Source organism: Endozoicomonas arenosclerae, assembly GCF_001562015.1.
GTDB classification, from domain to species: Bacteria; Pseudomonadota; Gammaproteobacteria; order Pseudomonadales; family Endozoicomonadaceae; genus Endozoicomonas_A; species Endozoicomonas_A arenosclerae.
This window is the reverse complement of the sequence record NZ_LASA01000100.1, coordinates 19,736-32,710: the sequence shown is the minus strand read 5'-3', so window position 1 is coordinate 32,710 and position 12,975 is coordinate 19,736. Positions and strand designations below refer to the sequence as shown.

Below are 12,975 nucleotides of genomic sequence, written 5' to 3'. Positions count from 1 at the left end.
GCGTATAACTTGAGGCGGATGTTCAGCCTGAAACAAGTGAATGAAGAGCAGTGGTTGGAACTGGTCTTGTTGGCGACTTATCTGTGGCACTATTGGGCTGATCTGAGGCCAAGAGTGAGAAAAATCATAAGGACAAGTTGAAAATGTAATGCGCCGGAGAGGGTTTTATAAGTTCTCTCCGGAATAGTCAGAGTCTGAAATTACTTGAACTGCGTTTATGGGTTCAAGTCCGACAGGCTGCTAGGGATCAATATATAGCCAGAAATATGTGACGATTATGTGATCACCTGTCCTCGATAAACTCTTTTGGCTTTCTTTTAGGCTCTGATGATGAAACCTCAACTGAAGGAGATCTTGCTGAGGAGCTGCCTGAGAGACTGCCCGTCATTTCCATCAGGCAGGTGCCTATTAAAAGCCGGGTTTCCTCTGAAATGCTGCGAGCCCGAAAGGATTCCAGAGTCTCTACAATTTGTACATCTGAAAGCATCAATCGCTCGTCAAACTCTGCTTTTACCCGTCGACGGATTGTCATCATCATATCAATGACATTCTTACTCAACTGAAGATCTTGTGGTTGCATGTCAGGTAGCCCCGCACTCAAACAGCTCAAAGCTGATAAATAGTTGGTATTAGTATTATCAGATCCATCTGCTCGGAGTCATTCTGGTGCAAGTCCTGCACAATAAAAGTGCGCTCGCCCATCTACTGCTCACCATATGACCACCTCAAAGGTAATAGAGCAATTTGTATGCCTGATGACAATTAAAAGAAAAAATTCACAGCCTGAAGAAAACGGATAAAGCCCTTACCCTCCTCCCAATGCAATTTCTGCCGACAATATTTTAATCCCGGGGTAACAAGGCGCTAGAAGGTGCCACTGACTTTAATTCAGCAACACAATCCATCGACTGGTAGCCGGAATGAGGACTTCCGGTTATGAATCTTGCCATTATTCCAGCCCGGCAGGGTTCCAAACGCATACCCGAAAAAAACACCCGTCTATTCAAAGGTAAGCCCATTATTGCTTACTCTATTGAGTCAGCATTGAGAGCCACCTTTTTTGATAAAGTTATTGTTTCAACCAATGACCCAAAAACAGCGGAAATCGCTGAACAATTAGGGGCAGAAGTACCTTTTATACGCCCGGAGAAATACAGCCACGATAAGGCCACTACTATGGACGTGGTTCGTCATGCCATGGATTGGTTTGAAGATCAGGGAGCTGAGCTAGATAAAATCTGCTGTATTTATGCCACAGCACCTTTTATTCAATGCTCTGCATTAAAAGAAGGCTATCTTGCTATTGATCAGGAAAAGTATGACTTCGCTTTTCCGGTGGTGCCCTTTGAATCCCCCATTCAGCGGGCATTGAGCCGCAAAGCTGATGGTACCGTGGAAATGTTTTACCCGGAGCATGAAAACACCCGAACCCAGGACCTTGAACCCACCTATCATGATGCTGGCCAGTTTTATTGGGGGACGGCCCGAGCATTCAGAGAACAAAAGCTGTTTTTTGGCCCTAAAACCTACTCAATTGTTCTGCCTGAAGAATATGCTCAGGATATTGATACTGAATCTGACTGGCTGAAAGCAGAGGTGCTACACACGCTTCTGGAAGAAAAAAACAAGCAGTAGCCTATTCTCTTCAACGCTTATCCTTCCTGTAAAAGCCATCAAATACACTTCTGCTTTACACTGTCAAAAAAATATAACCGTCAAAAGAGTGACAGTCTGAAAAAATTCCGATACGTTAATCGGTAACTGCTAAGGCAATGGAGAACACCATTGTTTTCAAAAGAACAGTTATCAAATGCCCATAGCAAAAGAGATGACGTGTCATCCCCTGTGATGTCGCCCACTTCCGGGTTTCAAGGCAGTATTGAAATTAACGGGTGCAGGATAGGCCCCGGTCAGCCACCGTATATGGTCGCAGAACTGTCCGGCAATCATGGTGGGAAGCTGGAAACAGCCCTTTCTCTCATCGATGCTGCCGCCGATTCAGGCGCACACGCAGTAAAAATCCAGACATTCAAAGCTGACACCATCACGCTGGACTGCAATGCTCCAGACTTCTTGATCAAAGAAGGTCTCTGGGACGGCAGAAGACTTTTCGAACTATACGACGAAGCTCATACACCTTGGGAGTGGCATGAAGCTCTGTTTGAAAGGGCTCGGCAAAGAAATATCACCCTGTTTTCCTCGCCTTTTGATGTATCTGCCGTTGAGTTTCTCGAGAAACTTGATTGCCCTGCCTACAAAATTGCCTCTTTTGAAGTCACTGATATTGCCCTGATTCGAAAAGTCACTGAGACAGGAAAGCCGGTTATTATTTCCACCGGCATGGCTACCCTGGAAGAAATAGAGGAAGCCGTAGCCACAGTGGCTGATGCCGGAGGCACACAGCTTTGTCTGCTTCACTGTATCAGCGGATACCCTACTCCTGTTGAAGACTGTAATCTTGCCACGCTTAAAGACCTTCAGAATCGATTCTCATTTCCCATTGGCCTGAGTGACCACACTCTGGACTCTATCGTTGCTGTTACCTCTGTGGCCCTTGGTGCAAAATTGATCGAGAAACATTTTGTGCTGGATCGTTTAGATGGCAGCGTTGATGCTCAGTTTTCGTTGGAGCCGGATGCCTTCTTATCACTCACCAGACAGTGCCATCAGTCATGGACGGCTATTGGACAACCAGACTACAGCCTGAAAAGCAGTGAAGTTTCCAACCGTCAGTTCCGACGTTCGCTGTACATTGCAAAAGATGTAAAAGCAGGTGAAATCTTCGACCATCATAACCTCAGATCAGTACGACCGGCTCACGGGCTTCACCCTCGTCACCTGGAAGAATTCATAGGTTCCAGAGCTGCAATGGACATCTCTGCAGGTACCCCTTTGTCATGGAGCCACAGGGAAAAGAATGAAACAGATTTTAATAGAGTGCAGTCAAAGGCAGGAGGTGTCTGATATTTGAAGTCAGTAGACAGCTATAAACGGAACCCTGACTTTGTGTAGTTTCTGGTGATGGAAGGTATGCAGTGAAGTGTTCTCTGGTAGCTGAAAATGTGTTTTTGAAATGGTTAATCATAAAGGAAGACGATCATGTATAACCCAGGACTCAACAAACAGCAGTTATTTGAAGAAGCTATTCATCCCGGCGGCGCGATAGACGACATCCGTTACCCTGAATACCTTATTTCACTGTTATCCGACAGGAATAAAGACCCTTTAGCCTGCGTAGGATACACCTCCGAGCCTCTGTCCCAGACGGATACTGACCTACCTCAAATCTGATCATATGCTTTCCCCGGAAAACGACAACCGTATCGTTTTTCCGGGGAAAGCCCACTTTAAAATCATCTGCTTCTATTAGAGCCTCTCATTAGAGAAAGAGATTATTTCAAATTTTCATCTGCTTTCTCTAGGATGCTGCGCAGTTCTTAATCAACTTACCTGAATCAACGGGTCAATTCGCTTTTCCGCGACAGTTAACCTCCAACCTCTAGTCTTTTTTCTGCCGCGTTTTTTCTTTCCATGGGCTAAGTGCCTAGATAATGGCTTATACAGGTGTACCAATGAGTCAGAGAACAGCTGCGTTTACCTATTCAAAAAGTGTACTGGCATTTGCTATTGCCTCGGTGTTGTCGAGTTGGGCATCAGGAACAGAACCATTTCCTACTGGTCAGTGGCCACCCGAAGCAAAGAAAGTCATAAATGCAGGTGAAACGGTTACTTTGCCTTCAGGACAGACCGTCTACCCAACGGATAAAAGTAATCCAGGCCAAGGAAGATGGTCAGACAATATTGAGGTACATGGCCCTACCGACGGCTCAGCTACTGGCGGAGGTATTTTCATAAATGAAGGAACAGTAACGGGCCGAATCACAGAAGGGAAGAATAATTATAACTACATGATCAATGCCATATTCGGCGAAGGAATGCAGGTTACCAACACTCCCATGTGCGTTATGAACTCAGCTGAAAGCGCTTCTCAAAAATCAGCTCAGTCAATCATGGTGATAGGGGGCAAAAACAGCACAGCTGTAAACCAAGGAACCATGAGAATTCTAGGGGAGGACCCTAGCACTACTCCTATAGGCGAGACGGCAAAAGGCATTACCGTTGTATTCAGCAACAACCCTGATGACGCTGGTGACAACTCTGACTCTCATACAGGCACGGCAACAGGGGTCAATAATGAAAACGGTCTGATTCAGATACAGACAGAAAAAGCCAGGGGTATTTCTGTCAGCGAAGGTGAAGGCATCAACAGAGGTACGATCAGTGTTGAAGCCACAGGTGCTTACGGAATGATGTCCAGAATCAGAAACTGGGCTCAATCCCCTGCAGATCCTGCCCTGAGAAATGCACTCAGCATAAACGACAATTTAATCAAGGTGAGCAAATCCCAAGGTTACGGCATGTTTGCCCATGATGAGAATCCTGCTGAAGGGGATACTGCCAGAGCAACCATTCGAAACAATGCACAGATTACAGTTGATGTCGATGGTAGCTATGGTATGGCAGCAGATGTAGATCACGCTGTTATAGACAATATGGGCATGATTCAACTAATTCACGCTGGAGCCACAGGTATTTACGCCGCAGGCGGTAGTGACCTGCAAAAAATTGGACGCATAGAAGGAATTGGTACTGCATTGCGTATTCAGAATAGCTTTGCAAAGGAAAAAGATATTCCTGATGGTTACAAACTAAAAGTTCAGCCCGGCGACTACCTCGAAGGTACACCTGCCATCAAGACGGAGTCAGGTGGAACATATCACTTACATCTAACTGGCGGTACTGTCGCAGGTGATATGGAAGGCATAGGTGGTAAAGACGACACCCTCCTTATACACCCTGTAATTCCAGCTCCTACTGACTTGAACGGACCCGTTGAAATACTCGGTAATATATCAGGCTTTTCTACCATCGACGTTTCAGGCACAGGGTGGAAAGCCCTTGGGTGGATATCAGGAGCCAGTAAACTGAAGCCAAGCAGTCCAATCAATAATGTCTTTGTTAGCGGGTCAGAACTGGATAATGCAAGAGCCAACCTTAAGTTTGCCACTTCAGGGAAGCCTCTGGACGTAGAAACAGTCGATCAAGGCAAAATAAAGAGACTCACACTCAGCACAGCAGGCGAACTGGGCACTGCTTCTGGAATTGAAGGGCTGGCCATTAAAGATCGTGATTGGAAAGTCAAACAACCCATTACCGATCTAAAGAGAGTTCTGATTGAAAAAGATGGGCGTGCCAATACCATCACCGCTTCAACCGCAGGATTAGATAAAGAATTATTGCAGCTCAGTTTTTCACCACAAAGCTATGCTTCTGCGAAGCCAAAGCCTTTCACAATAACCAATAAAGGAAACGTTGATCTTATTGATTTTTCAACAGGTGACAGCCGCCCACCGATGGGTCTTATGCTTGAAGCCGGAGTTATTAAAGAAGTCAGAGGTAACCCTAGCATCAATGATCAGATTACCCTTAGAAGCGGCAAAATCGCTAAGGCCTCTGGTATTTCCAGAATCATGGCTCCGCAAGTTAGAGACAATATAGAACCATGGGGTCTACCTTCACTACAGGATGGCGTCAAAACTGTTGTAACAAAAGCCAGCCCAAAGCCCTCAGACAGTTATGCTATTGATCACGTTGTTCTGAGCGCTGATGACTCTGAAATAAAAGACGACGTTAAGAAAACACTGTGGCTGAATGCATCGTCTTCAGCTAACCCGGTTGAGTTTCTTTCTGACGCACAGTACCTGATCGGCCAACTGGATATTCATGACACTATGCATTTCGGCTCAGTAAAAGGGGTTGAACATATTGTCATCAAGGGCTCTGGCTGGCAATCCCATGGGTTTGTTGAAGATATAGCTTTCATTGATGTTGAAAGCGGTGGGTCTGTGGATAAAGTAGATCTAGCCCCCTCTGCCAAATTTACCAGTTCAGACCCGATGTCCCTGAGTCTGGCTTTCAAGGATCAGGAATACGATGACGACGACTACTTCATAATTTCAAACCGGTCCCCCCAATCCATTGGCGAGGTTGATTTTTCTACCGGTACTGCCCGTCCTAACATGCTCTACGTTCAGGATGGGGGCAATAATAACGTTGTAATCAAAGGCAACGAAGAGATGGCTGACGCCATCTATGTCATGAGTGGCAACATTCCTAAAAATCCTTCGGGCATCAGTGGGATAGGTTTTGAGGGAGCAGGCTGGGCTGATGAAGCCTGGCAAAACAGAAAGTTCTTTGGATTAGGCAAAGACAATAGCGTCGAATTGATCAAAGCAATAGCTCTGAAGCCCGCCTCTGGAGAGGGTGTTCCACCAGCCCCAACCAGTGAAGGAAAGACTGTATTTCTGGCCTATACAGACGATGTTAAGTTCAAACGCACAACCCTGATGAGTTCTGCCCAAGTCGATTTAGTCGACTTTTCTGAAGAGCAGCGTCCTGATTTGAATTATGTTCAAAAGGATGGAATCACAAAAGAATACCGAGGCAATCCCAACAAGAATGATCGACTGGTGCTTGCAGGGGGTAATTTTCAGCCCGGCAATGTGGACTCATTCAAGAGTGTGGTCGTCAAAGGTACAGGCTGGAATGCCCGAGGACTCTTCAGCAATCTGGATGAAGTCAGAGTTAAAGGTGGGCAGCTGAAGTCACTGCACGTCTCTGGAGACGCTTCTGCCAAAGGCTCTGGCAATGAAAACCTGAATATACAGACAGGTACTGGTGAGGCTGGTGAGCTGGCGATCCATGTTAAGAGGGGACAGCTGGATGAATTGATTGTTGGTCAAGATGCCAATCTCGGTGATGTGACCCTCAGAGGCGGGAAAGTCACAATAACGGGAGGCGGTGTCACGAGCGATCTGATTACTGACGCAGGAGCACTTGAAACCAAGGGCGATAAACCCATTGTACATGTTAATGTCGGTAATATACTTAAGCCAGGATCTGGTATTGGAGTTCTGTCGTTCAATACGCTGCAATATGATCTAGACATAACGGGCACCACACAAATTCCTCTCGTAAACGTTTTCGGTGGTGCCCAGCTAGGAGACATCAGTGGTCTCGACAAGCTGGCAATCAAAACCCAGAGTGAGGACGCATGGTCAGCCAGCACAGTCAAAGCTAACAAGGTTCATGTCAATAGCGGTGAGGTAGAGAAGCTCAAGGTCACTAACAGCATGACAAACCCAGTCACTGGTGACAAAAGCTTCACTCTGGTCACTGATGGCTATCAACCCACACTGACGATTGATCAAGACGCAACAGTTAAGGAACTGATACTCGGACAGTCCGGGACTCTTGAAAGCATTACCAATAAGGGTGCATTGGAGACCGTCAGAGCAACAGGAGATGACTGGCGAATCGGGGCGATACCCGATGCAGGTAAGCTCATCTCTGAAACCACCATCAATAAAGTATTTGTAAGCGGCAGCGAAGCCAGTTTTGCAAAGGTGCCCAAAGCTAACGAACTGTCATTCAAAACCCTGAAGCGCGCTCTGAGTGTTCAGGGCAGCGAAGGTCATGACATAAGCTTGCATGTACTAAGCCAAGCCAAACTGGGTGAAGTCACTGGCAAACTGAAAATGACCGTAGCCGGCAAAGACTGGCAGTTTGGTACTCCAGCGAAAGGGGTGGAAAGCCTGAGCATTGAATCCCCCCGATTTAATCGCCTGATGGTTACTGGCCTGATCCCCGTCACCCTTCCAGCCCCAAAGCCTAATGAGCTGACATTGCTAAGCAAAATGAATGGCGGTCAGAAGCTTGGCGAAGTCATGATCAAGAAAGGTTCCGTGCTGAGTGAACTGGCACTGGGACAAGACAGCGCGTTAGGAAGAGTAAACAACAAAGGTACATTGAAGCGAGTAACGACCACAGGTTTTCCTTTCAAAGTGGGTCTGATTACTGATGCCCAAGAGTTTAATGCACAAAACCCTGCTGTCGTTTATATAGGTGGAACCCCTGATCTTGAAGCAAAAGATTTTATTAATACGCTCACTTTTCAGACATTAGAGCAGCCTCTTGGCATCATCGGAAATGATAATGTTATATCTGCCGTATTGAGGGAACAGGGTCGTTTAGGCGATATCAGAGGAATTGACACCTTTATTGTGGATACGAAAGACGCTACCGATAGCTGGTCAGCTAAAACCGTTATGGCAAAAGCAGTGCAAGTCAGAAGCGGCCAGATTGACAAGCTCAAGGTCACCAACAGCAAGACAAACCCAGATACTGGTACCAGAACCTTCACATGGGTTACAGAAGGCTATCAACCTGCCCTCTCCATAGACAAAGATTCATCATTGAAAGAGCTGGCTCTGGGACAGTCCGGTACTCTTGGAAGCATTACCAATAACGGCAACCTGGAAACTGTATCCGTCTCAGGTGACGACTGGCAATCGGGTGTAATTCCTGATGCTGGCAAGCTGGTTGCTCAAACCACAGTCGAGAAGGCCGAAGTAGGTGGTTCGCAAGCCAAATTCAGCTCATCATCACCCAATACCCTGAGATTTAAAACGGTCAATAAACCATTGTCCGCCTTCGGCATGCAGGGCTATACCACGCACCTGAATTTGCTGGAAGGTGCCAGACTGGATCAGGTTCAGGATATAACTGACCTGAATGTCTTTTCGGCTCATAGTAGCTGGTCAATCCTGAAGCCCGTTATGAGTCTGGAAGAAATCTTCATTGGCCAAACCGGGTCTGTAGATTCTTTATACTCCGGGGGCATCATGCCTGCTTCGATCGCCGGTAATATCGCAATAGGTTTTGAAACCGGTACTGAAGATGACTATGAAGATGACGATTTTTTCACTGTAAGAAACAAAGGAACACTCAACAGACTCGACTTTTCCCAAACCACTGGCCGCCCCAATCTGATGTATGTTCAGGACGGCGGAAATGCTAATGCAGTGCTGCGTGCAAACCCTAAAAAGGCCGATGTGTTGAAAGTCGCAAAAGGACCTATTCCAACGGACCATCAAGGATTTTCTGGATACTTCTTCAGTGGCCCAGGGTGGGATGCTGAAATCTGGTATGATCAGAAGTATTTTGAACTGGATAGCGATGCAGGCACTGTTGATTCTATTTCTGTTATCGGGGTCGCACCGCAAGCAACCAGACAAAAAGCTGAAGCCACATCACAAGCAAAATCCAAAAGTATCATTTTTGCCTATACAGACCAGCAACCTAAACATCTGCACATGAAGAGCGGTACAGATGTAAAAGTGGCTGATTTTCGCTATTCAGGCCGCCCAAACCTGACCTATGAACTGGCAGGCGGCACCACTGAATCATTAACCGGTAGTAAAGACAAACATGATGTACTCAAACTGTCAGGAGGCACGCTCACACAACCAGCGCAGAACTTCACAGTCATAAAAGCGGCCAGAACCCGTGATAAAAATGATCACTGGGTGAATACCTGGTCATCTGAAGGAATGTATGAAGGTATCAGCAAAGTTGTGGTCAAAACAGGAGGTTTGATAGACAAACTCTATGTCAGTGGCGATGGATCAGCTAAAACCAGCGGTGATAATACCCTGAGCCTTACAACAACTCCTGCCTTCCCCTTGAAAGTAGTGACACGCGCTGGCGGATCTTTAAATGAAATTCGCTTTGGTCAGCAGGCAAGCTTTGGCGATATCAAGCTACAAGGTGGAAAGGTAACCCTGGATAGCACTCAATGGACCGCAGGGATGATTACTGACGCTGGTACTTTACACCTTGGTCAAGAGATTAATCTTAACCGCGTAAGACTGGGTGGTGCGGTATTGACAGAACCTGTTCCTTTAGCGGCCAATACCAGCCTTTCTCTCCAAACCTTAACAAAACCCCTTGAGATATCTGGAGACTCTCAGTCATCCATAAAACGAATGGACCTGTTTGAAGGAAGCCGGCTGAGTGACATCAGGAGAGTAGATAGAGTTGATCTGTTTGGCCCTGCAAAATCGGAGCAAGAGAAAGCTATCTATGACGCAACTCAATTGGTTGTGAATTCACCGTTTGAAAAAGTTCATGTAGGCACTACTAATGTGGTTCCAGCAGACTATGCCCTACTTCATAGTTTCCTTGCCATGAACACAGACTCTAAACATCTGAGCATCAGCGGCTCAGAATACATTGGGGAACTTCATTTGGGAGACGGCGCTAAGCTGGACAAGGTTACCCAGGTAGACAACCTGCATGTCTATGGAAAGAGCTGGGAGTTCAAGCAAGTTGCAGAAGACCTGTCCAGTCTTACCATTGAAGAAGATGCTGAAGCCACTTCAATAGGCATGAAGGATAAAGTTTCCTTAGACGGAAAAAGAAATACTCTCGCATTATCGTTTACATCTACTGATGGAGTATTTGAACTGACTAACAAGGGCACTATTGGGAATGCTGATTTTTCCAGCGACATGCAACGACCCACACTTCATTTCATACAGGATGGCGGCATTGTTACTGCAGACCTGAAGGCTAATCCTGACAAAGAAGATGTACTGGAGTTGAGAAGAGGAATTGTTGAAAATGCAACCGGGTTCCTCAACGCCAGTATTTCTACCAGTGAAGGCAGCCTGGAAATGAAGAACCCTATCAGTCTGGTCGTTACCGAAACAGGTAAAGCAAGTATTGTTGAAGTTGAGGAGTTGCAGGCTACTGCTCCCGAGACAGCAAGCATCAGAGTATCTCTACCTGTTGATCCTTCATCAAGAGCAGCTCAAAAATCAGCAGCCGAGTGTATTGGCGGTGTCTGTGACTTAGTCATCACCAATGCCGGTGGCGAGATTACTGAATTGCAGTTAGCGGGTAATCAGCAGGGAATGCGAAGCAAACGTCTCCACCTCCTGCAAGCCAGTGGCTCAACAGGTGACATCAAAGCCAGTCAGGTGATGCGTGACCGGGTTATTTTACAGGGTGGTGAGATTGGTAGTATGACCGGTGTTGATGAAGTGATGATTACAGGCTCATCCTGGACTGCTGGAGTGGTTCATGATCCAGCGATAGTAGCTATTGGTACTTCAGCAGAAGTCAATGCAGTATCCAAGCGAGTTCAGAAGATCTACAGGATGAGATCTGACAGTGCACAGGCAAGAGCCATGACTGCAGAGGCTGGCGTAAGCGTTCGCAAGGTCACCACTGTGATGGACAGCGGCGTAACCCAAGAGGCCAGAACAGGTGTACTGACTTTGGATCTGAAAGGCAGACAACCATTGAAGAGTGGTAAGGCTGTCACCCAACTGGATATCCAAAGTGGCAGCACAGTAGCGGATATCGACTTCTCTGACACTTCAGGCCGGGGCGGGATTGAGGTTAATCTTAAAAACGGCAGCCTCGCCAATCTCAAGGCAAATCGCAACAAGGACAGCCTGAAGGTCACCCAGGGCATCATTACAGGTCAAGGAAGTGGCTTGAAAGAAATGACCGTGTCTGATCGCTTGAAACTGGAAGTGAATGCACGCATCTCTGATGTAGGCACTTACCGTCAGGATGGATCTATTGAGACAGTAATGGCTCTTCCGGTGACCCAACAAACAGTCCCTCCAATCATACAAGCCGGACAGATAGTTCTGGGAGAAAAAGCCGTACTGGATCTGAAAGGCATGCCTGATAATGGTGGTGGAACCAGCTATCTGTTTATGAAAGCGGACAGCAGCCTCTCCGGGCAGGCTGAAGTTAAATATCCAATGAGTCTTCGCTACACCCACTACAGCAGTGTTGTTTCTAACAACAACCTCACTGTCAGTGGATCATCCATGGGTAGTTTCATCAAGGGTCTGGCAGCTGCTGGCCAAGCAAATCCCTCAGCTCAGAAAGCCATAGAAACCGCCATAGACCCTAAAGGAGGCTCAGCTGTCACAATGGCTAACGTCAGCGACCCATTGAATGACTGGGTTCGAAATTCAACCAACAAAGTGAACAGGAACCCCGTTGAAGTAGCCAAAATCGCAAACCAGATGACCCCAGACCTTTCCGGCGCCTCCATCAGCTCAGCCAAAGCTTCAATCCGACAGGCTGGTAATGCCATTGGAGCCAGACAGTCCGGTCAGCGTACCGGTATTTCTGCCGGTGACATGTTCTCTTCCGGTAACGTCTGGTTGCAGTATGCCTACAGTGATGCCACCCAGGATAAAAAGGACAAGTACTACGGCTATGAAGCCAAAACCAATGGATTCACTATTGGCGCCGACTCTGATCTGAATGATCGCTTTAAGTTAGGTGTCGCCTATACCTACTCAAAGGGTGACGTTAAAGGTACAGATGGTTCCACCAGCAAAATGGATACCGAAGGCAGTACCTTCAGTGTTTATTCTACCTTTGAGCAAGGCCCTATGTTTGTTGATGGTCGTGTAGGTTATACCTGGGGCGAAAACGACGGTAAGCGTTACGTTCAGGGCAGTGAGATCAAGGCCAAATACAATGTGAATACCTGGGACATTGGACTGCTGGGTGGCTATAAGTTACCTCTTGGTCAATCCGGTAAATGGAGCTGGATTCCACAGATTGCCTTTAACTATGCTCACATCAAACCAGACGACTATAAGGAGAAGAGCGGTACCGGACAGTCCAACATTCTGTTGTTTGACAAGATCAAAAGCGACAACTTTGAAATACTGGAACTGGGAGCCGGTCTGAAGCTGCTGGGAGATCTTGAAACCGAAAAGATGACCTTCAAGCCAGAAGCCAGCCTGATGGCCTATCATGACTTCAAAGATGATCCGGTGACCATGAGTGCACACTTTGCTCAGGGTGGTAACGCTTTCCTGATCAATGGAGCCAAGCGTGAAGAGAACCGTTATCAATTTGGAGCAGCGGTTGATATGGAAACCCACAACAACATGACCTTTACCCTGAGCTATACCTACGACTGGATGGACAGCTACAAAGCTCATGGTTTTATAGCCAGAGCCAGCTATGCATTCTGAGTAAGGCCCTGATGTAAATAATTTCTTCCTGAAAATAGAAAAGAGCGGCATCTGA

5 protein-coding genes are annotated in these 12,975 nt (G+C 46.8%); 4 read left to right on the top strand and 1 reads right to left on the bottom strand.

Annotation, left to right across the window (positions count from 1 at the left end; translation table 11 throughout):
• Window positions 1-283: 283 nt before the first annotated feature.
• Window positions 284-580: a hypothetical protein gene (locus WG89_RS15960; RefSeq protein WP_062267906.1), complete on the bottom strand. Its 297-nt coding sequence runs from the start codon at window positions 578-580 to the stop codon at window positions 284-286.
• A gap of 356 nt (window positions 581-936) precedes the next feature.
• On the opposite strand from WG89_RS15960, the gene pseF reads away from it, so the two are divergent.
• The 4 genes from pseF (at window position 937) to WG89_RS15940 (ending at window position 12,920) form a co-directional block, all read left to right on the top strand.
• A complete protein-coding gene (gene pseF / locus WG89_RS15955; RefSeq protein WP_062267904.1) occupies window positions 937-1,635 on the top strand; it encodes a pseudaminic acid cytidylyltransferase in 699 nt (232 codons plus the stop codon).
• Between the two features lie 150 nt (window positions 1,636-1,785).
• On the top strand, window positions 1,786-2,964 hold the full coding sequence (pseI, locus tag WG89_RS15950; protein WP_245662927.1) for a pseudaminic acid synthase: 1,179 nt from the start codon (window positions 1,786-1,788) through the stop codon (window positions 2,962-2,964).
• A 135-nt stretch (window positions 2,965-3,099) separates the two neighbouring features.
• On the top strand, window positions 3,100-3,291 hold the full coding sequence (locus WG89_RS15945) for a hypothetical protein (protein WP_062267901.1): 192 nt from the start codon (window positions 3,100-3,102) through the stop codon (window positions 3,289-3,291).
• Between the two features lie 281 nt (window positions 3,292-3,572).
• On the top strand, window positions 3,573-12,920 hold the full coding sequence (locus WG89_RS15940) for an autotransporter outer membrane beta-barrel domain-containing protein (protein ID WP_062267900.1): 9,348 nt from the start codon (window positions 3,573-3,575) through the stop codon (window positions 12,918-12,920).
• Window positions 12,921-12,975 lie beyond the last annotated feature (55 nt).